Here is a 24,342-nt window from a genome sequence, read left to right on the forward strand (position 1 = left end):
TGCAACCTCCTGACGAACGTCCTTGTTGGTCAATGCAAAGTACAAGAGCCCCCCGGCAGTTGAAATTTTCTCGACTCGTTAATTGATTCTTTCTGTAAGTACTTGCGCTTCGTCGTCAATCCACTCGAGCTTTTCATCCGGCTGGATAAAGCAGGCATAATGCCGCTCTTCGTCCCGTTACCGGTCATCCCGTGAATTCACGTCAAGCATCCAGTCTTCTGCGCCCTTCGGCCTGTCCCGGGTTGTTGCGTGTCGTCCAGGCGCTGGACGGTGGTATTTGCCGGATCAAACTCGACGGCGGCTCCCTGCGCGCGGACCAGGCCGTAGCAGTCGCTGACGCTGCCCAGCGGTATGCCGGTGGCGTCATCGAAGCGACCAACCGGGCGAACCTGCAAATCCGCGGGATTGGTCAGCAGGAGTCGGTGTTGATCGAGAGTCTGCTGGCCGCCGGACTGGGGCCCACCACCGCCCTTGGCGACGACGTGCGCAATCTGATGCTGAGCCCGAGTGCCGGCGTCGATCAGGGCATGCTGATCGACACTCGCCCCCTGGCCCGGCAAATCCTCGACAGCTTGCAAGCCCATCCGCGCGTCCATGAGTTATCGGCCAAGTTCGCGGTGCAGCTCGATGGCGGTGAAAGCCTGGCGATGCTCGAGCATCCACATGACCTGTGGTTGAGCGCGGTTGAGCGAAACGGTGAGGCGTTGCTGGTCTTCGGTCTTGCCGGGAGTCCTGTAGACACGCCCGTCGGCGCGGTATTGCTGAGAGATGGGCATCGCCTGGTGGTGGCCGTGCTGGATTTGTTTCTGGAACTCGCACGGCCGGACCAGACCCGGATGCGCCATCTGCTGGCCGAATATTCGCGCGATTCGCTGCTGCAAACGCTTGCCGAGCGCGTTCCCTTGCTCGATATCGGGCAATGGCAAGCGCCGGCGCGCCGTTCGGGTCTGCCCATCGGCAGTTATCCACAACGTCAGGAAGGCCTGGTGTATGTCGGCGCCATGCCGCCACTAGGACGGCTGGACCCGACGATGCTCAAGGGGGCGGCTCAACTGTGCGAAACACTGGGTGATGCCAGCCTGCGCCTGACGCCGTGGCAAAGCCTGTTGCTGCCCAACATCCGTCACCAGGATGCCCCGCTCGTCATCCAACAATTGCAGGCCCTGGGTTTCCTGGTCGACGCCCGTCAGGCCCTGTGCTCTGTGGTGGCCTGCACCGGCTCAGCCGGTTGTGGCAAAGGGCTGGCGGATACCAAGGGTGATGCGCGGCAATTGGCGGCACAGCTGCACGATCAACCGGAGCGGGTGCAGGTGCACCTGTCGGGTTGCCCGCGCTCCTGTGCATGCGCCCATACGGCACCCGTCACTTTGCTCGCGACCGGTGCCGGTCACTACGATCTTTATTTTCGCGATGCAGCGTTGCCGGGTTTCGGCGCGCTGCAAGCACGCAATCTCACAATTGAAGCGGCTGGCGCATGGCTTGATGCCCACCCACGGAGTTCCCTTGATGCTTGATTACATCCGCGACGGTCAGGAGATCTATCGCAACTCTTTCGCGATCATTCGCGCCGAGGCCAACCTGGAGCGAATCCCCGCTGATCTGGAAAAACTCGCGGTTCGGGTGATCCATGCCTGCGGTATGGTCGAGGCGATCGACGGCCTGCAATTTTCCGCCGGCGCAGGCAAGGCCGGGCGCGATGCATTGGCTGCGGGTGCGCCGATCCTGTGCGACGCGCGAATGGTCTCCGAGGGCGTGACCCGCGCGCGCTTGCCGGCGAACAACGAAGTGATCTGCACCCTGCGCGATGACAGCGTGCCGGACCTGGCCCGTGAGCTGGGCAATACGCGCTCGGCCGTGGCGTTGGAGCTGTGGCGCCCCTACCTGGAAGGCAGTGTGGTGGTCATTGGCAATGCGCCGACTGCCTTGTTCTACCTGCTGGAAATGCTCGATGCCGGTGCTCCCAAGCCTGCCCTGATTCTCGGTTTTCCGGTGGGGTTTGTCGGTGCCGCCGAGTCCAAGGCGATGCTCGCGGCGAACAGTCGCGGCGTGCCATTCGTGATCATGCAAGGCCGGCTGGGTGGTAGCGCCATGGCCGCCGCCGCCGTCAATGCCCTCGCCACGGAGATCGAATGATGCAGCAACCAGGACGTTTGATCGGCCTTGGCGTCGGCCCCGGTGATCCGGAACTGATTACCGTCAAGGCCCTGCGCCTGTTACGGGAATCGCCGGTCGTGGCGTATTTTGTGGCCAAGGGTAAAAAGGGCAATGCCTTCGGCATTATCGAAGCACATTTGCAGGATGCGCAGACACTTTTGCCACTGGTTTATCCAGTCACCACCGAGGCCTTGCCGGCGCCACTGTCCTACGAGCAGGTGATCAGCGATTTCTACGATACCGCTGGCGAACAATTGGCCGCGCATCTCGATGCTGGCCGTGACGTGGCCGTGATCTGCGAAGGCGATCCGTTCTTCTACGGCTCCTACATGTACCTGCACGACCGTCTGGCCGAGCGCTATGAAGCCGAAGTCGTGCCGGGTGTGTGCTCGATGCTGGGTGGTGCCTCGGTGCTCGGTGCGCCACTGGTGTACCGCAATCAGAGTCTGTCGGTGTTGTCCGGCGTGCTGCCGCACGAAGAGCTCAAGCGCCGCCTGGCCGATGCCGATGCCGCGGTGGTCATGAAGCTGGGGCGTAATTTCCCCAAAGTCCGCCAGGTGCTGGAAGAGCTGGGCCTGGCCGGGCGAGCGCTGTACGTCGAGCGCGCGACCATGGCCAATCAAAAGATCGTGCCGCTGGATCAGGTCGATCCGCTGTCTTCGCCGTATTTCTCGCTGATCATCGTTCCCGGTGAAAGGTGGCAAGGCTGATGACTCGTCCCGTTCCGGCGATTGTCATTCTTGGCAATGGCAGTCTCGCTACCGCACGCACAATCCAGCAGTTGTACCCGGGCGCCTTGATCCACGGCCTGGCCGAACGGGTCGACGGTGCTGACCAGATCTACCATGAGTTCGGTGCGACTTTGCGTGAACTCTATCAACAGGACACTCCGATCGTTGCACTGTGCGCGGCCGGTATCGTGATTCGCACCCTGGCGCCGCTGCTGCTGGAAAAGGGCGTGGAGCCGCCGGTCCTGGCAGTGGCCGAAGATGGCAGCGCGGTGGTGCCGTTGTTGGGCGGCCTGGGCGGCGTCAATCTGTTGGCCCGGGAAATTGCCCAAGGGCTGGGCGTGGCAGCGGCGATCACCACCAGTGGTGAGCTGCGCTTCGGCACCTGTTTGCTCAACCCGCCAAACGGCTATGCATTGGCTGACTTGGAGCTCGGTAAACGCTTTGTATCTGACCTGCTCGGCGGCGAAAGTGTGCGGATCGAAGGTGAGGCACCCTGGTTGGCGCAAGCGCAGTTGGCCCAGGATCAGCAGGCGCATCTGTCGATTCATGTCAGCATCGCCGAGCGTGAACCTGCGGCCAATGAACTGCTGATCTACCCGAAAAGCGTCGTAGCGCTGGTGAGCGACGACATTGCAGACCTGCCCGAGGCCATTCGCCAGGCTTTGCGTCGGGCGAAAATTGCTCAGCAATCCTTGGCGTGCCTGTTGGCCGGCGAGCAGCTGATGGGCAACCCGGCGCTGCGTGACGCGGCGCTGGTGCTGGGTGTTGCGCTGCGGTTTGCGGCAGCGGGCAGCGTCGAGGAAGTGATCGGGCAACCGGTGGTTCTGCACACCGACAAGGGCATCACCCTGGCGGTTGCCGAGCAGCCGCTGGACGTCACGCTGATCGGTCGTCCCCGCGGACGCCTGGCTGTCATCGGCATCGGGCCGGGTGCTGTCGAGCTGATGGTGCCGGCGGTCAAGGCGGAGCTGGCGCGGGCCAACGACGTCCTGGGCTATGAAACTTACGTGCGCATGGCGGGCCCGTATCGGCCTGACCAGGTGCTGCACTGCACCGACAACCGTGAAGAAATGCAGCGCGCCCGACATGCCTTTGAGCTTGCTGTGCAAGGCCGCAGCGTAGTGGTTGTGTCCTCCGGGGATCCCGGCGTGTTTGCCATGGCAGCGGCGGTGCTCGAGGCGCTGCATGAGTCTCGCGACCCGGCCTGGCATCAGGTCGACCTGGAGATCCTGCCGGGTGTCTCGGCCTCACTGGCGACAGCCGCCCAGGCGGGCGCACCGCTGGGGCATGACTTCTGCGTGTTGTCGCTGTCGGACAACCTCAAGCCATGGGATATCATCGAGAAACGCCTGGACCTGGCGGCACAAGCCGATCTGGCGATGGCGTTCTACAACCCCATTTCGCGTTCACGGCCATGGCAGTTGGGCCGCGCGCTGGAGGTCGTCGCCCGGCACCGCGCAGCCGATACACCGGTGGTGTTGGGGCGTGATATCGCGCGTCCGGGACAGACCTTGCGGGTAACGACTCTCGGTCAACTGACGCCGGATCAGGTCGACATGCGAACCATGGTGTTGATCGGTTCATCCACGACTCGGGTGTTTCCACGCTCGCATGGGTTGTCCTGGGTGTACACGCCGCGAAGTTATGGTGACAAGTTGATCGACATCAAATAGACATTTCTCTTTTCAGTTTGAAAACACTGGATCGCCCGAGTTGTTTGCCCGGGCGATTTTTTTTGTTTCGGATTCAAGCGGTACACATATGGTCATTAGCAGGATTTGTGGGCGGTGGTGCGGTGAGTTAGATTTGTTTTGCCCAGGAGGGCACTAAACGAAACTAATAAGGATTGTTGGATATGGTAAGTAATGAAGGTTCTTTTAACATAGAAGAAAGTAAAGACCTGGTCGGCTGGCGTATTGCGCGGCGTCGGGCGTTGATGCCTGATGTTGCTCGAAGGCAAAATCTGGCGGCCGTGGAAGTTACGAGTCCTACCAAGGAGCTCGATGCCGTTGTCTTGGGAAATACCCTGGTCGGTTACGGCGACAATGTGTCACTCGAGAACATGGGAATTATCGAAAACATCATTAACTTTTCGAAGATGGAGGCGACTCTGGAAGTTCCGGGCGATAAAAAGCCAAAGGAGTGGCATCGGGCATTTCTAGAATGTATGAAAGATTTGGGTTGTCATGTTCCTGACAGCGGATACGTCGAGCACAGCCGAAGCGCTGTGCAGCTGACGATGAGCAACATCGTCACAGACATTATCAAGGCGGGTATCGATGCGGCAAAAGCGGCCATTCCTGGTGTGACAGTACTGGGCGCGGTCGCGGATTCCACCTTGGACGCGCTGAAGAAAGAGCCCGAAACCATCAAGGTTTTCAACTATGAAGTCACGAAAACCAAGGGTGTCAGGCTGGCAATAGTGCCCTGTGAACAACTGAAGAATGGACTGGTCCTGATCATGTTGTCGTCCATCGACAGCAATGCCGACAAAAATGATGGCGGGGTGCTGTTTTTTGACTGGAAGACCTCGGACCTGAATACCTTCCGCGCGGCCTCTTTTATCACCTTCAACCCGCTTGAGTACTCTCACGTCAAGGCAGACATTGAAGCAGTGCTCAATCTGCACCGGAGCACGCAGTTGGTGAAAAGGTTTCAGCGACGCAAACGTGCACAATAATCAGGGCACCAGGTAACCCTTCACACCCGTGAAAATGATCTGCGCCGCCAACGCACACACGAACAACCCCATCAACCGGCTTACAATCTGCAAGCCCTGGTCGCCGAGAATGCGTTCGATACGGTTGGACAGGTACAGCACGACCCCAACGGTGAAGCTGGCCAAGGCAATACTGACAATGGCCGTGAGTTTGTCGTCCCAGTGCGGCTGGCTCACGCCCATCACCAACAAGGCGCCAATGGTGCCGGGCCCGACGGTCAGCGGGATGGTCAAGGGGACGATGGTCACGTCCTGTTGCACGTTGTCGGTCTGCACCGCCGATTTGCCCTGGGCCATACCCAGCGCCGAGATGAACAGCACGCTGCCGGCGCCGATGCGGAAGGCGTCCACGGTGATGCCGAACACGCTGAAAATCACCCGGCCGAACAGGTACAGCAAGACGCTGGAAACCAAGGTGGCAATGGCCACTTTCCACGCCAGTCGACGTTGTTCCTTGCGCGAATAACCGCGGGTCAGGCTGATGAAGCAGGACAACACGAAGAACGGGCTGTAGAGCACCAGCATCTTCAGGTAAACGCTGAACAACACGTGGAGCATGGGACAGGCTCACTGGCGATGGAAGTCGAGGGGGAGTCTAACAGGCGCCGTGGAGTCTGTCGGCTCAGGACGTTGGTGTCGTCGTACGGTTCTGATCGCGCTGGGCAACCCAGTGTTCGATCAATTCGCGCAACTGCGAGAGCTCGACCGGCTTGGCCATGTGTCCATCCATGCCGGCCTGGCGTGCACGCTCCTTATGCTCGGCGAGGATGTGCGCGGTCAACGCCACCACCGGGGTGCGGGTCCGCTGATTGCCGACCTCCCAGGCACGCAGCTGCTGGGTCGCCGAAAAGCCGTCGAGGATCGGCATTTCGCAGTCCATCAGCACCAGGTCGTAGCGCTGCGCCTTCATTGCCACCAAGGCTTCTTCGCCATTGCTGGCGGTGTCCGGTTGCAGATTGAGCTTGCCCAGCATGCCGCGGATAACCTTGGTCGAAATACTGTTGTCTTCGGCCACCAGAATGCGGAAATCGCTGGGCACCTTGATCGGCAGAGGCGGGCCGGATGGCAGATGCTGCGGAACCGCCAGCCCTTTGTTGCGCTGGGTCAGTTCGTCGGCCAGGGTAGTCTTGAGGGTATAGCCGGCCACCGGTTTGGCCAGGATGCGCTTGATCCCCGAGTTGCGCGCGATGATCTTGCTCGGCGCATTGCTGATACCGGTCAGCATGATCAGCAGGATGTCGTGGTTCAGGCTCGGGTCTTCCTTGATCTTGGCGGCCAGTTGCATGCCGGTCATGCCGGGCATGTTCTGGTCCAGCAGGACCACATCGAAGTAGTCACGCAGGTGCGCCTTGGTGCGCAACAGCGCCAACGCCTCCTTGCCCGAGGGCACGGCGCTCACGTTCAGGCCCCAGGCGCTGCACTGCTGCACCAGCACCTTGCGACAGGTGTCGTTGTCATCCACCACCAGCACCCGTGCGCCCTGCAACGGGCCATCGAGGTCCGAAGTCGGATGCTCCAGGCGGTCAGGGTCCAGCGGCAAGGTCAGCCACAAGGTACTGCCCTGGTTGTTACCACTCTTGATGCCGAATTCGCCTTGCATCAGGCGAATCAACTGACGGGCGATCACCAGCCCCAGATTACCGCCCAGGTGATTGGTCGAGAGGAAATGCTTGCTGTGCAGTTCGGCGTGCATCAGCGCGTCGCGCTCTTCGGCGTCCATCGGTTCGCCGCTGTCTTGCACGGCGATGCGCAGGCGTGGATGGCTGCTACGTTCGTCGAGGGCGACCACGATCAGGATCTCGCCTTCGTCGGTTTTCTTCAACGCGTTTTCCAGCAGGCTCAGCAACGTCTGGCGCAAGCGCGTCGGGTCGCCACTGATGACGCGTGGTACTTGTGGCTGAATGAAACTGATCAGCTCGACGTTCTGCTGCTCGGCCTTGGCGCGGAAGATGCTCAGGCAGTCGTCGATCAAAGCGTTGAGATCGAACTGCACATCGTCCAGTTCAATCTGTCCGGATTCGAGTTTGGAAATGTCGAGAATTTCGTTGATCAATGTCAGCAGTTCGTTGCCGGCGCTATGGATGGTCTGCACATAGTCGCGCTGCTTGACCGACAGCGGCGTGCCCAGCAGCAACTCGGTCATGCCCAGCACGCCATTCATCGGGGTGCGGATCTCATGGCTGATCTTTGCCAGAAACTCGGCCTTGGCGTTGATCTCGGCGTTGCTGGCCGCCAGGTCACGGCTGATACTGAAACGAGCTTCGGTGATGCTGCGCTGGCGTTCGCTCAGGGCAATGCTCATCAACAGGCCACTGATGCAGATGAACAGCAGCAGGGTGGTGATCAGGTCATGGGGTTCGATCAGGGTCAGCCCAAGCAAGGCGGGCAGGATGATCAGGGTGCCAAGGTTGAACACCACCATGGCCGCCACGAATAGCCGCGCCGGGCGATAGCCCCTTTGCCAATGATAGGCGCTGACGAACAGCATGCTCAGGCCGGCCAGGGCGACCAGTGCGTAGGTGATGATATTCAGTGGCAGCGTGTTGACGAACAACAGCAACAGGCTGCAGATCATGATGAACAGGATGTCGGCCACTAACAGCTTGTTCAGCGGATGCGGGCCGAGGGGCTTGAAGAAACGATAGGCGAACATCAGGCCGGCGGGGGCCGTCAACAGCAAGGCGAGGTAGGCTCCGGGCGTCTGCACGGCCTGCCAGTTGGGTATCCAGGGTCCCGCCAGATTCAACAACAACACCAGGCTGAGCATCAACAACGCTTCGCACACCGCCAGCCAGACACTGCTCGTCGAACGGGTATAGGCATAGCGGATGAGGTTGTGCAGGATCAGCATGGCAATGCAGCCCAGCAGCAGTCCATAGATCAGCGTCTGGTTCTGATTGGCCGCGGTGATGACTGCCGATTGCAAGGTGATGTAGGGCCGTAACTGGTGTTCGGAAACCAGTCGCAGGTAAACGTCCAGGGTCTTTTCGCTTTGCGGCAACGGCAGCATGAAGTCGCTGCTGGGCAATGGGCGGTCTGCCAGGGGTTGCTCATTACCGGTATGGGACTGCTCTATCAGCTTGTCACCGTCAAGCACATACAGGTTGAAGTGCAACAGGTCGGGTGCGAACACTCGCAACAGTTGTTCATGCCTGCCCGGTGCAAGTCGGAAACGCAGCCATAACGCACCGTCGGGCTCGGCCGCCGTGAGGTGGTCGAGTTCGATGGGGCTGAATTGATTGGTGTAGCGGGCGGAGCGGATGTCGCTCAGTTGCAGGTCACCCTGTTCGTCGAGCAATACGGCCCAGCCACTGCCTTGCGCGGCCTGGGCCGGGAGCATGCAGAGCAAGGTCAGCAATGTGACGGTTAGACTTATGGCAATCCTGAGCCAGCGCACGGCGAAATCCCTTCGTAGGTTAATGCCAGAATATAACTATGCGCGGCGCCGGAATAGCCAGGCAAGGGTCGCAAACCCCTGCCTGTCGCAATGTTGCTTATTCCTGTTCGCCACGCTCGCGGGCAATGGCGCGGTAGCCAATGTCCTTGCGATAGAAACAGCCTTCCCAATCGATCGTTGCCGCCAGCTTGTAAGCCTGCTGTTGGGCGGCATCGACGCTGGCGCCCATGGCCGTGGCGCAAAGCACCCGGCCACCGGCGGTCACGACATGACCGTCCTTGAGCGCGGTACCTGCATGGAAGACTTTGCCTTCCAGTGCCGCGGCTGCATCCAGGCCATTGATGGTCACACCCTTGGCGTAGTCACCAGGATAGCCGCCTGCTGCCAGTACGATGCCGACGCTTGGACGTGGATCCCATTGCGCTTCGACCTTGTCCAGCGCCTGCGCCAGGGCTGCTTCGACCAACAGTACCAGGCTCGACTGCAAACGCAGCATGACGGGCTGGGTCTCTGGGTCACCGAAACGGCAGTTGAATTCGATGACTTTCGGATTGCCAGCCTTGTCGATCATCAGGCCGGCATACAGGAAACCGGTGTAGACATTGCCTTCAGCGGCCATGCCGCGCACGGTCGGCCAGATCACCAGGTCCATGACGCGCTGGTGAACTTCGCTGGTCACCACCGGGGCAGGGGAGTAGGCACCCATGCCGCCAGTGTTCGGGCCAGTGTCGCCGTCGCCGACGCGCTTGTGGTCCTGGCTGGTGGCCATTGGCAAGACGTTTTTGCCGTCGACCATGACGATGAAGCTGGCTTCTTCGCCGTCGAGGAATTCTTCGATCACTACGCGCGAACCGGCATCGCCGAACGCATTGCCCGCGAGCATGTCGCGCACCGCGTCTTCGGCTTCGGCCAGGGTCATGGCGACGATCACGCCTTTACCGGCGGCCAGGCCGTCGGCCTTGATCACGATCGGCGCGCCTTTTTCGCGCAGATAAGCCAGGGCAGGCTCGATCTCGGTGAAGTTCTGGTAGTCGGCGGTCGGGATCTTGTGGCGAGCCAGGAAGTCCTTGGTGAAGGCTTTCGAACCTTCAAGCTGGGCGGCGCCGGCAGTCGGACCGAAGCAGTCCAGGCCGCGGGAGCGGAACAGGTCGACCACGCCGGCGACCAGCGGCACTTCCGGGCCGACGATGGTCAGGGAAACGTTCTTCTCGGCAAAGTCCGCGAGCTGCTCAAGGGCCAGCACGTCGATGGCGACGTTCTCGCACTTGGCTTCGATGGCGGTACCGGCGTTGCCCGGTGCCACGAACACTTTCTGCACCCGTGGATCCTGGGCTACTTTCCAGGCCAGGGCGTGTTCACGGCCACCGCTGCCAATGATCAAGACATTCATTTCAAAAACCTCGGATGACGCTAATCTGGAACTGTAGGAGCGAGCTTGCTCGCGATGGTGGTTAACGATGACGCGGGGTGACTGAATCAACGCGGCGCCGGATCGATCATCGCGAGCAAGCTCGCTCCTACAGTGGACGTGTTATCAGTGACGGAAGTGGCGCATGCCAGTAAAGACCATGGCGATGCCGGCTTCGTCGGCAGCGGCAATCACTTCAGCATCACGCATCGAGCCACCTGGCTGGATCACCGCGGTGATGCCGACCTTGGCCGCATTGTCCAGACCATCGCGGAACGGGAAGAATGCGTCGGAAGCCATTACCGAGCCGGCGACCTGCAAGCCAGCATGTTCGGCCTTGATCGCAGCGATACGGGCAGAGTTCACGCGGCTCATCTGGCCCGCGCCGACACCGATGGTCTGACGGTTCTTGGCGTATACGATGGCGTTGGACTTAACGTATTTGGCGACTTTCCAGGCGAAGATCAGGTCGTTGATTTCCTGCTCGGTCGGTGCGCGCTTGGTCACGACTTTCAGGTCATCGGCGCCAATCATGCCGATATCGCGGCTCTGCACCAGCAGGCCACCGTTGACGCGCTTGTAGTCCCAGTCGGCGGCGCGATCGGCCGACCACTCGCCACAGGCCAGCAGGCGTACGTTGGCCTTGGCAGCGACGATGGCGCGGGCTTCTTCGCTGACGCTCGGGGCGATGATCACTTCGACGAACTGACGCTCGACGATGGCCTTGGCGGTCTCGGCGTCCAGCTCGCGGTTGAAGGCGATGATGCCGCCGAACGCGGACTCGGTATCAGTGGCATAGGCCAGGTCGTAGGCCTTACGGATGCCGCCTTCGGCGTCCGGGCTGACGGCCACGCCGCACGGGTTGGCGTGCTTGACGATCACGCAGGCCGGCTTGACGAAGCTCTTCACGCATTCCAGCGCGGCATCGGTGTCGGCCACGTTGTTGTACGACAGTTCCTTGCCCTGCAGTTGGGTCGCGGTGGCGATGCCGACTTCGGCAGGCTTGGCTTCCACGTAGAACGCCGCGCTCTGGTGCGGGTTCTCGCCGTAGCGCATTTCCTGGGCCTTGATGAACTGGCTGTTGAAGGTGCGCGGGAACTCGCTGCGACCTTCCGTGCTGAGGGTGTCAGCAGTCTGGTTCACGGTACCCATATAGTTGGCGATCATGCCGTCGTAGGCGGCAGTGTGTTCGAAGGCCTTGAGCATCAGGTCGAAACGCTGGGCGTAGGTCAGGCCGCCGGCTTTCAGGTTTTCCAGGACGTTGGCGTAGTCACTGGCATTGACCACGATGGCCACGTCCTTGTGGTTTTTCGCTGCCGAACGAACCATGGTCGGGCCGCCGATGTCGATGTTCTCGATGGCAGTCGGCAGGTCGCAGCCAGGCTTGTTGATGGTGGCTTCGAACGGGTACAGGTTGACCGCTACCAGGTCGATCGGCTTGATGCCGTGCTCGTTCATGATGGCGTCGTCGATACCGCGACGACCGAGGATCCCACCGTGGATTTTCGGGTGCAGGGTTTTCACCCGACCGTCCATCATTTCGGCGAAGCCGGTGTAATCCGCGACTTCCACTGCGGCAACGCCGTTGTCCTGCAGCAGCTTGAACGTCCCGCCGGTGGAGAGGATCTCGACACCCAGGGCTTCAAGCTCCTTGGCGAATTCGAGGATCCCGGTCTTGTCGGAAACGCTGATCAAGGCGCGGCGGATCGGCAGGCGGGTAGTCTGGTCGGTCATCTCAATTTCCATCAAAAGCAAAGGAAGTCAGCAAAAAAGGCGACCGGTCTTACGCGGGCGCCTTTCTGGTTTGATTGAATGCTTAAAGCAAATCGTACTGCTTGAGTTTCTTGCGCAGCGTGCCCCGGTTCAGTCCGAGCATCTCGCTGGCCTTGGTCTGGTTGCCCTTGACGTAGTTCATTACGCACTCGAGCAGGGGAGCCTCGACTTCGGAGAGCACCAGGTTGTACACGTCCGTGACGGCAGCGCCCTCTAGGTGGGCGAAATAATTGTGCAGCGCCTTCTCGACACTCCCGCGAAGGGTCTGGCCTTCTTCGCTTGGCGTATTGAGGTGCTGTTTCAAATTCACGTTGTCGCTCACGGGTGTTGTTCCACTCACTAAAGTCTCGGTCATCATCGTCATGCGGCCACCCACTCTCCGTCCCCTGTCAGGCTCTTGTAACGCTCGGCGAAGAACTCCCGGACGTTGGCGCATTGCGCTTGCGTACCATCCAAACGATTGAAGTGGGCGCGAAACTCCCTGGCGCCCGGCAAGGTTGCGAGATACCAGCCCACATGCTTTCGAGCAATGCGTACGCCCATCACGTCTCCATAGAAGGCGTGCAGCGCAGCCAGATGCTCTAGCAGAATGCGTTCCACCTCGATCAGGTCCAGCGCCGGGAGCTTCTCGCCGGTACGCAGGAAATGGTCGATCTCGCGAAAAATCCATGGCCGCCCCTGGGCAGCCCGGCCCACCAACAGGCCGTCGGCACCGGTCGCGTCGAGCACGTACCGGGCCTTCTCTGGCGAATCGATATCGCCGTTGGCGAAGACCGGCATCGACACCGCCTGCTTGATCGCAGCAATGGTGTCGTACTCGGCTTCGCCGGTGTAAAGGTCGGCACGGGTGCGGCCATGCACCGCCAGCGCCGTAATGCCTGCCTGCTCGGCGATCTTCGCCACTGTCAGGCCGTTCTTGTTGTCCCGGTCCCAGCCGGTACGGATCTTCAGGGTAACCGGCACATCGACCGCAGCCACGACGGCCTGCAGGATCTCGGTTACCAATGCTTCATCCTTCAACAGTGCGGAACCGGCGGCCTTGTTGCAGACCTTTTTTGCCGGACAGCCCATATTGATATCAATGATCTGGGCACCCAGTTCGACGTTGGCCCGGGCCGCATCCGCCAGCATCCGCGCGTCACCACCGGCGATCTGTACCGAGCGTGGCTCGGGATCACCTTCGTGGATCATGCGCATGCGAGACTTGCGGGTGTTCCACAGACTCATGTCGCTGGTGACCATTTCCGAGACTACTAGCCCCGCGCCCAATCGCTTGCACAGCTGACGAAAGGGTTGGTCGGTGACGCCCGCCATCGGGGCGAGAATCAAGCCGTTGTGTAATGTGTATGGACCGATGCGTACCGCCGACATAGGGCTTCCCTGTTGTGGGGCCGGATCATTAGAGTTCGAAAAAGGGTTGGCATGATACCCGCTCTCGATGACTGGATAAAGGCTGAATTGAACAAAATCTGAACAGTTATTCTGTTATTGCCAGCGGTTTGGTCCGAGCGGGCAAAGTCAGAAAGCCGTCGTCAATTGCCGAGCAGTGAATCGATTCACTCGGGCGAGTGGAAGCTCAGGCTGTAATTCACCGCCTTGGCGCCCGGGTCGAGGATGTCCAGGGCGATGTGGATCGGCGTTTGCGGAGGCATTTCCACCCGGCCTTCGAGGTCGCCATTGAGGTACTCGCCGGGTTTGAAGCGGCGGCTGGCGATCAGGTGGCCGTTGAGGTCGGCAAAGCGCAGCTCCAGCAACGGGAAGGGCTGCGAGAAAGTGGCGCGGTTGTAGATGATCGCATCGACGACAAGGGCGCCACTGAACTCCGGGTGGCTGCGCACCACGAGGTTGCTGCTCTTGATTTTCGCGATATCGACCTTGGAGGGCACCGTGCAGCCGATTTGCGGGCACAGTTGCTGGAACCAGGGGCGGTACTGGTCCTGGCGCGCCAGCTCGTCGAAATGATAGGCGACGTACTGGCCGACGAGTGCGCCGGCCCCCAGCAGGATCAACAACAGCCAGAACAGCCGGCGACCCCAGGGCGAGCGGCGTTTTTGCCAATCCAGTTGCAGTGGGTCGTCGGTCAGGTCCTGCAGTACTTCCGCGCGGACACCAGGATCGCTGCGTTCGCGACGCTTGCGTGGAGGCTCGATCGACGGCAGTTCGTCGTCGATCTCTTCGGTCGCCGTCAGCCGTGGGTGATGCTCCGGAGTGTGGAGCGGATCGTTCAGGCGCAGCTGAGGGGGTTGCTGTTCATCGTCCAGGTCAACTGGTTCCAGGGACAGCGACGGTTCGGTGCGCTCGGGTTTGCTCGGCTCGCTCGGGAGCTCCGGGGTATCGAGTGCATCAAGCGTATCGAGCGTATCAAGTGTGTCGGCTGCTTGGGCGCGCTCGGCAGCCGATTCGCTGAACAGGCTGTCGGGCCAGTGGGCTTCGTCGGGCTCGGCGCTATCGCGGCGAGCACTGAGCGTGTCTTCGCGGTGCCGGCCGAACTCGGTGGTCGGCTGGATTTCCCGCTGTTCAAGCCGGGCGAGTTCTTCGTCCAGGTCGAGGCTGTCCAGGTCGAGCTCGGTGGCGCTCCATTGTTTTTGACTGATGGCGCGCGGCTGCGGCGGTTCGACGGTCTCCCGAGGTGCCGGCGTGGGCACGGGTGCTTCCTTGCCAGCCTGCTCCAGCAGTTGCTTGGCGGCATTGAACACCTGCAGGCATGAGCCACAGCGAACAACCCCGCGCGCCACGCTCAATTGGGCATGGTTGACGCGGAAGCTGGTTTGGCAATGCGGACACTGGGTGACGAAGCTGTCGGTCATGCGGCGATCCGGTAGATGCAGGCGCCCATTCTAGCGCCGACGGCCAGTGATGCGCACCCAGCCATCGCGATTGGCGATCGGGTCCAGATCGAAGTCCTTGGCGTAGGCTGCGGCCACTTCGTCGCCTTGCTCGGCGAGGATGCCCGACAGCGCCAGGCGACCGCCCGACTTGACCAGGCCCGACAGCTGCGGCGCCAGGGAAACCAGCGGGCCGGCGAGAATGTTGGCCACCAGCACATCGGCCTGAACCTGCGGCAGATCTTCCGGCAAGTACAGCGGGAACAGTTCGTCGGCGATGCCGTTGCGTCCGGCGTTGTCGCGAGAGGCTTCCAGCGCCTGCACGTCGATGTCGGTGCCCACGGCTTCCTTGGCGCCCAGCAGCAGGGCGGCAATGGCGAGAATTCCCGAGCCGCAGCCGAAGTCCAGCACGTTGCAGCCTTTGAGGTCCTGGCCGTCGAGCCATTCCAGGCACAGCGCGGTGGTCGGGTGAGTGCCGGTGCCGAAGGCCAGGCCCGGATCCAGCAGCAGGTTCACCGCGTCTGGTTCGGGCGCGGCGTGCCAGCTCGGCACGATCCACAGGCGCTGGCCAAAGCGCATCGGCTGGAAACCGTCCATCCAGCTGCGTTCCCAGTCCTGGTCCTCGATCACTTCACTGTGATGCTCGGGCAGCGGGCTGCCGGTCAGCAACTCAAGATGGGCCAGTACCGGGCCGGGCTCGGTGCCGCCTTCGAACAGCGCCAGCAGGTGGGTGTGGGACCACAGCGGCGTGGTGTTGAGTTCAGGCTCGAAGATCGGCTGGTCTTCGGCGTCCATGAAGGTCACCGACACGGCGCCCACTTCAAGGAAAGCGTCTTCGTAGGTTTCGGCTTGTTCTGGGCTGATGGCGAGGCGTACTTGCAGCCAAGGCATGGCGGGCACCTTTGAAAAATATTGATTGCAGCCTAGCGGGCTGCGAGAAGCGCGCAAGTTTACGCGAGCGCGAAGGTTTTGTGGGAGTGGCTTGGTTTGAGCATCAACGTATGCCCGCTCCCACAGGGTCGGTGGTGATTCGTGAAATGAAATGTCCAGAAACAACAAAGCCGCCCGAAGGCGGCTTTGTCAGGTGCAGGGTCGAAGCTTAGTGCTTCTCGCCAGCCAGCTTGTGCTCGAGGTAGTGAATGTTCACGCCCCCTTTGCAGAAGCCTTCGTCGCGGGTCAGGTCGCGGTGCAGCGGGATGTTGGTCTTGATCCCGTCGACCACGATCTCGTCCAGCGCATTGCGCATGCGCGCCATGGCTTCGTCACGGGTTGCGCCGTAGGTGATCAGCTTGCCGATCAACGAATCGTAGTTCGGCGGAACGGCATAACCACTGTACAGGTGCGAATCGACGCGAACGCCGTTGCCGCCTGGCGCGTGGAAGTGCTTGACCGTGCCCGGGCTCGGCATGAAGGTTTTCGGGTCTTCGGCGTTGATCCGGCATTCCAGCGCGTGACCGCGGATGACCACGTCATCCTGGGTGAACGACAGCTTGTTGCCGGCGGCGATGCTGAGCATCTCCTTGACGATATCGATGCCGGTAACCATTTCCGAAACCGGGTGCTCTACCTGGACACGAGTGTTCATCTCGATGAAGTAGAAGCGACCGTTTTCGTACAGGAACTCGAAAGTGCCTGCGCCACGGTAACCGATGTCGATGCACGCCTTGACGCAGCGAGCGAAGACTTCCTGGCGAGCCTTCTCGTCGATGCCCGGTGCCGGCGCTTCTTCGAGAACTTTCTGGTGACGGCGTTGCAACGAGCAGTCGCGGTCGCCCAGATGGATGGCGTGGCCCTGGCCATCGGACAGGACCTGGACTTCCACGTGGCGCGGGTTGGTCAGGAATTTTTCCAGGTAGACCATCGGGTTGCCGAACGCTGCGCCCGCTTCGGAGCGGGTCAGTTTCGCCGAGGAAATCAGGTCTTCTTCCTTGTGCACAACGCGCATGCCACGACCACCGCCGCCGCCAGCGGCCTTGATGATCACCGGATAACCCACTTCGCGACCGATGCGCAGAGCGGTTTCTTCGTCTTCGGGCAGCGGACCGTCGGAACCCGGAACGGTTGGAACGCCAGCGGCGATCATCGCGTGCTTGGCCGAAACCTTGTCGCCCATCAGGCGGATGGTTTCAGCTTTCGGGCCGATGAAGGCGAAGCCGGAGTTCTCGACCTGTTCGGCGAAGTCGGCGTTTTCCGCGAGGAAACCGTAGCCTGGGTGAATGGCGGTGGCGCCAGTCACTTCGGCCGCGGCGATGATGGCCGGGATGTGCAGGTAGGAGTGGGCGGCCGATGCCGGACCGATGCAGACGGACTCGTCTGCCAGGCCCAGGTGCATCAGTTCCTTGTCAGCCTTGGAATAAACGGCGACGGTCTTGATGCCCATCTCTTTGCAGGCGCGCAGAATCCGCAGTGCGATCTCACCGCGGTTGGCGATCAGAACTTTTTCCAACTTCGCAGTCATCAAAGGCTCTCCGCGGTTCAAACGATGGTGAACAGCGGTTGGTCGTACTCAACCGGCTGGCCGTCTTCGACGAGGATGGATTCGATCACACCGCTGGTTTCAGCTTCGATGTGGTTCATCATCTTCATGGCTTCAACGATGCACAGGGTGTCGCCTTTCTTCACGGTCTGGCCGACTTCCACGAAGGACGGCGAGGTTGGCGAAGACTTGCGGTAGAACGTACCGACCATTGGCGAACGGGCAACGGTGCCGTTCAACACTGGCGCAGCAGGAGCTGCCGGGGCGGCAGCGGCAGCCGGAGCGGCGGCAGCGACAGGCGCGGCAGCCGGAGCAGGCATAGGAGCCGGTGCGTAGTACTGCTGAGCCGGGGTCTTGCTATGGCGGCTGATGCGTACGGACTCTTCGCCTTCCTTGATCTCGAGCTCGTCGATGCCGGACTCTTCCAGCAATTCGATCAGTTTCTTAACTTTACGGATATCCATGAATCATCAACTCCCAAGGGTCGGTCAGGGGCGTTTAACGCTTGTTGTTCAAGCTGTTGCCGGTCTTTCAAGCTGCTCTAGGGCGGCCTCCAGGGCCAGTCGGTAACCGCTGGCGCCAAGGCCGCAGATCACTCCCACCGCTACGTCGGAGAAGTAAGAGTGATGGCGGAAAGGTTCGCGTTTGTGCACGTTAGACAAATGCACTTCGATGAATGGGATGCTCACCGCCAGCAGCGCGTCACGTAATGCGACACTTGTATGCGTAAAAGCTGCTGGGTTGATCAGAATGAAGTCCACGCCTTCGCTGCGGGCGGCATGGATGCGGTCGATCAATTCGTACTCGGCATTGCTTTGCAGGTGCAGCAAATGGTGGCCGGCTTCGCGGGCGCGGCGTTCCAGGTCCTGGTTGATCTGCGCCAGCGTCGTGGCGCCATAAGTGCCCGGTTCGCGGGTGCCGAGCAAGTTCAGGTTGGGTCCGTGCAGTACGAGTAGCGTGGCCATCGGCTGTTCCTTGGTTATCCGTGTGCATTTGTCAGAACCCGGCGACTATGCCGCAAAGCCTTTGTGACTGTCCAGTTCTCTGCAATAGCCAGCACGATGACCGATGTTTGCGCGAAATATATGACTGCTTGATTAAATCCGGTCATTCGCCTTGGCGACACGTTCGGCGAAGTCCACCGCATTGATTTCGCCGATCACTCGCACATCGGCACGTTCGACGCCGTCCTTGCCGAAAAACATCAGTGCGGGTGGGCCGAACAGTTTGTAGCGGTCGAGCAGGGCGCGTTGTTCGGCGTTGCTGGCGGTGATGTCGAAGCGGACCAGTCGATAGCCCTTGAGACGTTCGACGACGATGGCATCGTCAAGTACCTGGTGCTCGATGACTTTGCAGCTGATGCACCAGTCGGCGTACCAGTCGAGCAGCAGCGGGGTGGCGGACGCCCTGGCGTCGGCGAGTACTCGGTCGAGGTCTGCCGCAGTGCTGACGGTTTGCCAGGCGCTGGGCTTTTGCGTGGGCTCGTTGCCAACCACCATGCGCGGTTGGCCGATCGGGTTGAACGGATCGGTCTGGCCGCTGAAGGCGCCGTACCAACAGGCCAGCGCATAAAACAGCAGGAACATCCCCAGCAATTGGCCCAGGCGCTTTCGCGGCGGTTTGTAGACGAACTCCAGAGCCCCCATGAACAACCCGACACCCGCGGCCAGCAGGCCGATCAGAAGCAAGGTGATCTGCCCCGGCAGGACCCGGCTGAGCAGGCCGATCGCCAGCCCGAGCAACAGGACGCCAATCGCATTTTTCACGTAGATCAGCCAGGGTCCGCTTTTCGGCAGCCAGGCGGCACCGCCGGTGGCCACCAGCAACAGCGGGGCGCCCATGCCCAGGCCGAGCATGAACAGTTTCAGGCCGCCGCCCAGTGCGTCGCCACTGGCGCTGATGTAAAGCAGGGCGCCGGCCAGCGGCGCCGAGACGCAGGGCGAAACCAGCAGGCTGGACACCACGCCCAATACCGCAGCGCCCCACAGCGAGCCGCCTTCGGTGCGGCCGGCGATACGGTCCAGGCGACTGCTGATGGCGTGGGGCAATTTGAGTTCGAAGACGCCAAACATGGCCAGGGCAAATAGCGCAAAAAACATTGCGAACGGCACCAGCACCCAGGCCGATTGCAAGCGTGCCTGCAGGTTGAGCTGGGCGCCGAACAGGCCCATGAGCGCGCCCAGCAAGGCGAAACAGGCGGCCATCGGCAACACATAGGCCAACGACAGATTGAAACCGCGCCAGCCACCCACCTGGCCACGCAACACCACGCCGGAAAGGATCGGCAGCATTGGCAGCACGCACGGGGTGAAGGTCAGGCCCAGGCCAGCAAGGAAAAACAGCGCAAGTTCGCGCCAGTTCCAGGCCTGGGTTGTGGTCGGGCCGTTGCCGTCGATGGCCAGGCGCTCGGTTTCGGGGGGATAGCACAGGCCTTTGTCGGCGCAGCCCTGGTAGGTCACGACCAGCGTGAAGGCGCGTTGATCGGTGCGCGGCAGTTCTACATCGAGTACGCCGTGGTAGACCTCGACATCGCCGAAATACTCATCGTGCTTCTGTTCGCCCTGGGGTAATTGCGCCGGGCCGAAGGTGATATCGGTCGGGTCGGCGCGGAACTGGAAGCGATGCCGGTAAAGGTAATAACCCTCGGTGGCGACGAAGCGCAGTTTGATCGATTGCGGCGTGCTGTCTATCAGGCTCAACTGAAAGGCTTCGCGCACCGGCAGGAAGTCGGCGCTGTTGTTGATCGAGCCCAGGGTCGAACTGGGGCGACTTTCCAGCAAGCCGGTGGCGGAGGCCGGTAGGACGAGTACCAGAAACAGCAGGCAGAGCAAACGGCGCATGACGATCTCGCGTATCGGAATTGGGGGGATGATAGCGGACAGTCGCGGGGTGTGCAGGGCGCAGACTTCTGTATTGATGGTTCTGACGCCTTCGCGAGCAAGCCCGCACACATTGAAATGCGTACTCCTGTGGGAGCTGGCTTGCTCGCGAAGACTATCTGTCAGACGCGGAAAGCCTGGACGGCTGTATGCAGTCGCCCACCCAATACCAACAAATTCTCCCCTTGCTCACGCCCCTGGCCGATACGCAGCAAGTTATCCCCGCCCAGTTGGTGAATACGCTCGCTGTGATCGCGGATCTCGCTGACGGCGCCGCTCTGTTGGGCGGTGACATCGGCGATGCGTACGGCGGTGTCGGAAATGGTCTGGATCGCTCCGACGATTTTATCCAGCGCACCGTCCGCTGCCTGGGCCTGGCTGGCGGTGGCTTCGGCGTGTTCGACCTGGGCGCGCATACCTTCGACCGATTGGCGCGCCGCGGTCTGCAGGCCGGCGATCAGGGTCTGGATCTCGGCCGTGGCCCCGGCGGTGCGTTGTGCCAGCGAGCGCACTTCTTCGGCCACTACGGCAAAGCCGCGACCCATTTCCCCGGCCCGGGCTGCTTCGATGGCGGCGTTCAAGGCCAGCAGGTTGGTCTGGTCGGCAATGGAACGGATCACCGTCAGCACGCCACCGATGGTCGCGGACTCTTCGGCCAGGTGCTCGATCATCTGCGCGTTGCCTTGCACTTCTCCCACCAGCGCATGCAGGCCGGCGAGGCTCAGGCCAATGACTCTCTGGCCATGTTCGACCGCCTGGCCGGCATGGCGACTGGCGTCGGCGGCTTGGCTGGCATCGCCAGCCACTTGCTGGATGGTCGCTTCCAGTTCGCCCAGGGAGTCGCGGATCATCGCCGTATCACCGGCCTGGTCTTCGGCGCCACTGTGCAGGTCATTGCTCAGCTCGGCCAGGGTTCGGCTGCTGCCGGCGACCTGTTCGGCGTTGAGGCGAATGGTCCCCACCAGGTCCACCAGATAGGCGCGCAGACGATTGAGCGAGGCTTCGATGTCATGCAGTTCGCGGTTGGTATTGCCCAGTTGAATGTCGCGGCTGAAGTCGCCTTCGGCCCAGGTCGACAGGGCCGGGGAGAGTCTGGTCAGGGTGCGGGCCAGTTTGCGTTGCAGGGTGTCGATCAGCAGGGCGATCAACAGGATCAAGCCGATCATCAGCCCTTGCATCAGCCGCACTTCACTCTGGATCTGCCCGTGCTGGGCGCGAACCACTGGCTCCAGCCCGGCGATGGCCTGTTGCACGGCGGCGATTTTCAAATGAGTCGCGGCGCTGAGTTCGGTGCGTTTGTGGATTTGTTCGCGAGTGCGCGCCAGTTCCGCCGGGTAGCGGCCGAGCAGGCTGTTGAGCTCACGCTTGAAGCCGACACCGGCATCTTCGGCCGCAGCTTTCTCGGTGTTCTCCAGGCCCATCATCGCGGCGAAGTCATCGGTGTTCGATTCACTGCTGGCCGCCACGCCCAACAACGGCAGGGCGTCCAGTTGTTCGGCCTGGCTGCGGATGTTGGCAACTTCGCGCTCGACATCGGCGGCCAGTTCGCTGCGACCGCTGCTGACCAGCTTGTCCCGAGCCAGCGACAACTTGCCCAGGTGTTGGGAAGCCGTGAGTAGCGGGGTCAGGTAACTCGCGTTGCCACTGGCGTACTGGCTGAGTTGATCGAGGCTGGCGCCCAGCTCTCGTTCGGCTTGCAGGAGCAGGGCCTGTGGGTCGCCCGCGAGCTTGCCGGCGGCCAGCAGATCGGTTTTGCCGAATTCGTCCAGGTCGGCCAGGCTCGGGCGCAAGGTGTCAGCCAGGGCCGGTGGCAATTCGCCGAGTTCCTTGTGCAGGGTGTCGATGGCCTGGCTGGCGCTGCTCAAGCGCAGTGCATCGCCGCTGGCGAGGTAATCGACAATGTTGCGCGCCACTTCATTCTGGAACTGCTGGGACAACCCCAGATAGCGCTCCATTAATAGATAGGGGCGTTCGAGGGCTTTTTGCGACCACCACAGTGTGGCGCCAAGGGCCACGCACACGGCCACCAAAAGAAGGGTGTTGAAATTGGTCAACAGTTTCAGGCGCATCAAGGACTACCAACGGCAGAATGGTAAGTGCCTGAAGTTATTGCGTTTCTGTTACAGGGTTATGACTGTATCGGTCTCTTCCGATGAAAAGATGGCACTTTGCTTTGGTCTGCGGGCGGCCTGCACCCGGTTGCGTCCCGCGCCTTTGGCACCGTACAGCGCCTCGTCTGCCCGAGTGGCCATCAACAGGCTGTCGGAGTCTTCGCACAGATCCACCACCCCGGCGCTGAAGGTACACCAGAGATCCTGGGGTTGAGCGGGGTAATGAATTTCGGCAAAGCGCTGCCGGATTTCGTCGAGCACTTTGCAGGCCGCTTCGAGGTCGGTGTCGGGCATCACAATGGCAAACTCTTCACCACCGTAGCGGCCGATGAAGTCGGTCTTGCGCAAGCGTTGCTTGAGGAACAGCGCCAGGCTCTTGATCACCCGGTCACCCATGGGGTGGCCGTGGCTGTCGTTGACGCGCTTGAAGTGGTCGATGTCGAGCATCGCAAAGCTCAGCGGCTTGCCCTCGCGGCGGGCGCGAAAGCTGCAGTCTTCAAGCAATTGCAGGATGTGCGTGTGGTTGTACAGGCCGGTGAGGCTGTCGCGCACCATCCGCGCCTTGAGGTTGCGTGCCCGTGCGGCCCTGTTGCGCACGGTGGTGATCAGGTGCCGGGGCTTGATGGGTTTGGTCAGGAAGTCGTCGCCGCCCTCGCTCATGGCGTCGAGTTGCTTGTCGAGGTCGTCCTCGGCCGACAGATAAATGATCGGCACGCTGACGTAGCGGTCGTTATGGCGGATCACCTTGGCCAGTTCCGTACCGGTGCAGGCCGGCATGTACATGTCGAGGATGATCAGGTCCGGTTGAAAATCCGCCAGCTCGGCCATGGCCTGGATTGGCTCGATCAGGGTCCGGGTGATGATCCCCGCGCTGTTGAGCAGGCGCTCGGTGTGCAAGGCCTGGGCGCGCGAGTCGTCGATGATCAGCACTTTATAGGGCTCGTACTGGGCGACGCAGGTCAGGACTTCGATTTTTTCCAGCAGGCTCGACGCTTCAAGGGTGCCGGTGAGGAACTCCTGGCCGCCGGCGCGCACGGCGGCGAGGCGGGTCGGAGTGTCGGTTTCATGCAGGCTGAAAAACAGCAGCGGCAAACGCTGGTCGAGACCTTCCTGGGCTTCGGCCGCCAGTTTCAGGCCGACGCCAGGGCCGCTGAAGTCGACGTCCATGACGATGGCTGCCGGCAGGCGTTCGACCATCGAGGAGCGGAAGGCCGGCACGCTCTCCAGGGACTGGGCGCTGAGCCCGAAAAACTCCAGCTGCTTGGCCAGTCGCTCGGCGCGGTCATGATCCTGCAGCATCACGTAGATCGGTTTGCGTAACGGCGGCAGGAACGTCTGGTCGAGCTGATCGCCATGGCGCAGGCCGGTGCGCGACAGGCGTTGCATCAACCGGTTGAGGTCGCTGATCAGGCCGCTGCTGAGGCGTCCGCGATTGGCGTCGACAGCCTCCAGGGACTGGCCGATGTGGCGCGCCAGTTGGGTGTGATCCGGTTGTTCGAAGCGTTCGGCGAAGCGCAGCAGGCGCAGGTTGGCCTCGCTCAGTTCTGCCAGTTCCTGGGTCGACCATTCAGAGCGCTGCAGGCGCTGCCATATCTCAAGTACCTGGCGTGCTTGATGAGTTACCCGCTGGGCAAAGTGCTGCTTGAGGCGCTCGCGGCTGGGCTCTTCGGGCTCGGTCATATCCTGACTACTGGTTAGGGGGCAAGCTGAGGTCGACTGGTGGCTCTATGCTAGCATCTCTTTTCCATTACATGAGTGCTGCCCGTTAATAATCTTGGGCAGCAACCCATTCAGTTTCTGACCGTTTGGTCGCCCGCCTTTTGTGGGCTAAGGGAATCCCTTAGAAGTCATTGGATAAATTTCGCTGTA

The 24,342-nt window shown here is 61.4% G+C and carries 19 protein-coding genes; 5 read left to right on the forward strand and 14 right to left on the reverse strand.

Going from position 1 to position 24,342, the window contains the following annotated elements:
• Positions 1-191: 191 nt before the first annotated feature.
• The 5 genes from cobG to ACYP2Q_RS14070 all read left to right on the forward strand — a co-directional run bounded on the left by cobG (position 192) and on the right by ACYP2Q_RS14070 (position 5,565).
• Complete coding sequence (gene cobG / locus ACYP2Q_RS14050) at positions 192-1,514, forward strand: precorrin-3B synthase (protein WP_459731006.1); 1,323 nt, start codon at positions 192-194, stop codon at positions 1,512-1,514.
• Positions 1,507-2,133, forward strand: a complete 627-nt coding sequence (locus tag ACYP2Q_RS14055) for a precorrin-8X methylmutase (RefSeq protein ID WP_274077493.1) — start codon at positions 1,507-1,509, stop codon at positions 2,131-2,133. The genes cobG and ACYP2Q_RS14055 overlap by 8 nt, the downstream gene beginning before the upstream one ends.
• Positions 2,133-2,864, forward strand: a complete 732-nt coding sequence (locus ACYP2Q_RS14060; protein WP_274077514.1) for a precorrin-2 C(20)-methyltransferase — start codon at positions 2,133-2,135, stop codon at positions 2,862-2,864. The genes ACYP2Q_RS14055 and ACYP2Q_RS14060 overlap by 1 nt, the downstream gene beginning before the upstream one ends.
• Positions 2,864-4,558 (forward strand): precorrin-3B C(17)-methyltransferase, encoded by a 1,695-nt coding sequence (gene cobJ, locus ACYP2Q_RS14065; RefSeq protein ID WP_459731007.1) that lies wholly within the window; start codon positions 2,864-2,866, stop codon positions 4,556-4,558. Before ACYP2Q_RS14060 ends, cobJ begins: the two co-directional genes overlap by 1 nt.
• Positions 4,559-4,740: 182 nt before the next feature.
• Complete coding sequence (locus ACYP2Q_RS14070) at positions 4,741-5,565, forward strand: hypothetical protein (protein ID WP_459731008.1); 825 nt, start codon at positions 4,741-4,743, stop codon at positions 5,563-5,565.
• Here the strand turns inward: ACYP2Q_RS14070 and ACYP2Q_RS14075 are convergent, their stop codons facing one another.
• The 14 genes from ACYP2Q_RS14075 to ACYP2Q_RS14140 form a co-directional block, all read right to left on the reverse strand.
• Positions 5,566-6,162 carry a MarC family protein gene (locus ACYP2Q_RS14075; protein WP_008058841.1) on the reverse strand — a complete coding sequence of 199 codons (597 nt, stop codon included), beginning with the start codon at positions 6,160-6,162 and terminating at the stop codon, positions 5,566-5,568.
• Between the two features lie 64 nt (positions 6,163-6,226).
• Positions 6,227-9,001 carry a hybrid sensor histidine kinase/response regulator gene (locus ACYP2Q_RS14080; protein WP_459731009.1) on the reverse strand — a complete coding sequence of 925 codons (2,775 nt, stop codon included), beginning with the start codon at positions 8,999-9,001 and terminating at the stop codon, positions 6,227-6,229.
• 97 nt (positions 9,002-9,098) lie between these two features.
• On the reverse strand, positions 9,099-10,391 hold the full coding sequence (purD, locus tag ACYP2Q_RS14085) for a phosphoribosylamine--glycine ligase (RefSeq protein WP_459731011.1): 1,293 nt from the start codon (positions 10,389-10,391) through the stop codon (positions 9,099-9,101).
• 144 nt (positions 10,392-10,535) lie between these two features.
• The gene (purH, locus tag ACYP2Q_RS14090; RefSeq protein ID WP_459731012.1) at positions 10,536-12,143 is read right to left on the reverse strand and encodes a bifunctional phosphoribosylaminoimidazolecarboxamide formyltransferase/IMP cyclohydrolase; all 1,608 of its coding nucleotides are present in this window, start codon (positions 12,141-12,143) and stop codon (positions 10,536-10,538) included.
• Positions 12,144-12,225: 82 nt separating this feature from the next.
• Positions 12,226-12,546, reverse strand: a complete 321-nt coding sequence (fis, locus tag ACYP2Q_RS14095; RefSeq protein WP_015093301.1) for a DNA-binding transcriptional regulator Fis — start codon at positions 12,544-12,546, stop codon at positions 12,226-12,228.
• Positions 12,543-13,553 (reverse strand): tRNA dihydrouridine synthase DusB, encoded by a 1,011-nt coding sequence (gene dusB, locus ACYP2Q_RS14100; protein ID WP_459731013.1) that lies wholly within the window; start codon positions 13,551-13,553, stop codon positions 12,543-12,545. Before dusB ends, fis begins: the two co-directional genes overlap by 4 nt.
• A 185-nt stretch (positions 13,554-13,738) precedes the next feature.
• Complete coding sequence (locus ACYP2Q_RS14105; protein ID WP_459731014.1) at positions 13,739-14,989, reverse strand: DUF3426 domain-containing protein; 1,251 nt, start codon at positions 14,987-14,989, stop codon at positions 13,739-13,741.
• A gap of 30 nt (positions 14,990-15,019) precedes the next feature.
• Positions 15,020-15,898 (reverse strand): 50S ribosomal protein L11 methyltransferase, encoded by an 879-nt coding sequence (gene prmA / locus ACYP2Q_RS14110; protein WP_459731015.1) that lies wholly within the window; start codon positions 15,896-15,898, stop codon positions 15,020-15,022.
• Between the two features lie 208 nt (positions 15,899-16,106).
• The gene (accC, locus tag ACYP2Q_RS14115) at positions 16,107-17,465 is read right to left on the reverse strand and encodes an acetyl-CoA carboxylase biotin carboxylase subunit (protein WP_034149716.1); all 1,359 of its coding nucleotides are present in this window, start codon (positions 17,463-17,465) and stop codon (positions 16,107-16,109) included.
• A gap of 17 nt (positions 17,466-17,482) precedes the next feature.
• The gene (gene accB / locus ACYP2Q_RS14120; protein WP_034149717.1) at positions 17,483-17,947 is read right to left on the reverse strand and encodes an acetyl-CoA carboxylase biotin carboxyl carrier protein; all 465 of its coding nucleotides are present in this window, start codon (positions 17,945-17,947) and stop codon (positions 17,483-17,485) included.
• A 48-nt stretch (positions 17,948-17,995) separates the two neighbouring features.
• Positions 17,996-18,448 carry a type II 3-dehydroquinate dehydratase gene (gene aroQ / locus ACYP2Q_RS14125; RefSeq protein WP_020797556.1) on the reverse strand — a complete coding sequence of 151 codons (453 nt, stop codon included), beginning with the start codon at positions 18,446-18,448 and terminating at the stop codon, positions 17,996-17,998.
• 132 nt (positions 18,449-18,580) lie between these two features.
• Positions 18,581-20,323 carry a protein-disulfide reductase DsbD gene (locus ACYP2Q_RS14130; protein WP_459731016.1) on the reverse strand — a complete coding sequence of 581 codons (1,743 nt, stop codon included), beginning with the start codon at positions 20,321-20,323 and terminating at the stop codon, positions 18,581-18,583.
• 161 nt (positions 20,324-20,484) lie between these two features.
• On the reverse strand, positions 20,485-22,431 hold the full coding sequence (locus tag ACYP2Q_RS14135) for a methyl-accepting chemotaxis protein (RefSeq protein WP_459731017.1): 1,947 nt from the start codon (positions 22,429-22,431) through the stop codon (positions 20,485-20,487).
• A gap of 51 nt (positions 22,432-22,482) precedes the next feature.
• Positions 22,483-24,153 (reverse strand): diguanylate cyclase, encoded by a 1,671-nt coding sequence (locus ACYP2Q_RS14140; RefSeq protein WP_459731018.1) that lies wholly within the window; start codon positions 24,151-24,153, stop codon positions 22,483-22,485.
• Positions 24,154-24,342 lie beyond the last annotated feature (189 nt).

This window comes from Pseudomonas sp. MHK4, assembly GCF_054600775.1.

Bases quoted from the DNA above. Each gene is read 5' to 3' on its own strand.
- cobJ (WP_459731007.1), top strand. From the start codon at position 2,864: ATGACTCGTCCCGTTCCGGCGATTGTCATTCTTGGCAATGGCAGTCTC.
- prmA (WP_459731015.1), bottom strand. From the start codon at position 15,898: ATGCCTTGGCTGCAAGTACGCCTCGCCATCAGCCCAGAACAAGCCGAA.
- ACYP2Q_RS14140 (WP_459731018.1), bottom strand. From the start codon at position 24,153: ATGACCGAGCCCGAAGAGCCCAGCCGCGAGCGCCTCAAGCAGCACTTT.
- accB (WP_034149717.1), bottom strand. From the start codon at position 17,947: ATGGATATCCGTAAAGTTAAGAAACTGATCGAATTGCTGGAAGAGTCC.
- ACYP2Q_RS14130 (WP_459731016.1), bottom strand. From the start codon at position 20,323: ATGCGCCGTTTGCTCTGCCTGCTGTTTCTGGTACTCGTCCTACCGGCC.
- fis (WP_015093301.1), bottom strand. From the start codon at position 12,546: ATGACGATGATGACCGAGACTTTAGTGAGTGGAACAACACCCGTGAGC.
- aroQ (WP_020797556.1), bottom strand. From the start codon at position 18,448: ATGGCCACGCTACTCGTACTGCACGGACCCAACCTGAACTTGCTCGGC.
- ACYP2Q_RS14075 (WP_008058841.1), bottom strand. From the start codon at position 6,162: ATGCTCCACGTGTTGTTCAGCGTTTACCTGAAGATGCTGGTGCTCTAC.
- dusB (WP_459731013.1), bottom strand. From the start codon at position 13,553: ATGTCGGCGGTACGCATCGGTCCATACACATTACACAACGGCTTGATT.
- ACYP2Q_RS14105 (WP_459731014.1), bottom strand. From the start codon at position 14,989: ATGACCGACAGCTTCGTCACCCAGTGTCCGCATTGCCAAACCAGCTTC.
- ACYP2Q_RS14070 (WP_459731008.1), top strand. From the start codon at position 4,741: ATGGTAAGTAATGAAGGTTCTTTTAACATAGAAGAAAGTAAAGACCTG.
- ACYP2Q_RS14060 (WP_274077514.1), top strand. From the start codon at position 2,133: ATGCAGCAACCAGGACGTTTGATCGGCCTTGGCGTCGGCCCCGGTGAT.
- purD (WP_459731011.1), bottom strand. From the start codon at position 10,391: ATGAATGTCTTGATCATTGGCAGCGGTGGCCGTGAACACGCCCTGGCC.
- ACYP2Q_RS14055 (WP_274077493.1), top strand. From the start codon at position 1,507: ATGCTTGATTACATCCGCGACGGTCAGGAGATCTATCGCAACTCTTTC.
- purH (WP_459731012.1), bottom strand. From the start codon at position 12,143: ATGACCGACCAGACTACCCGCCTGCCGATCCGCCGCGCCTTGATCAGC.
- ACYP2Q_RS14135 (WP_459731017.1), bottom strand. From the start codon at position 22,431: ATGCGCCTGAAACTGTTGACCAATTTCAACACCCTTCTTTTGGTGGCC.
- accC (WP_034149716.1), bottom strand. From the start codon at position 17,465: ATGACTGCGAAGTTGGAAAAAGTTCTGATCGCCAACCGCGGTGAGATC.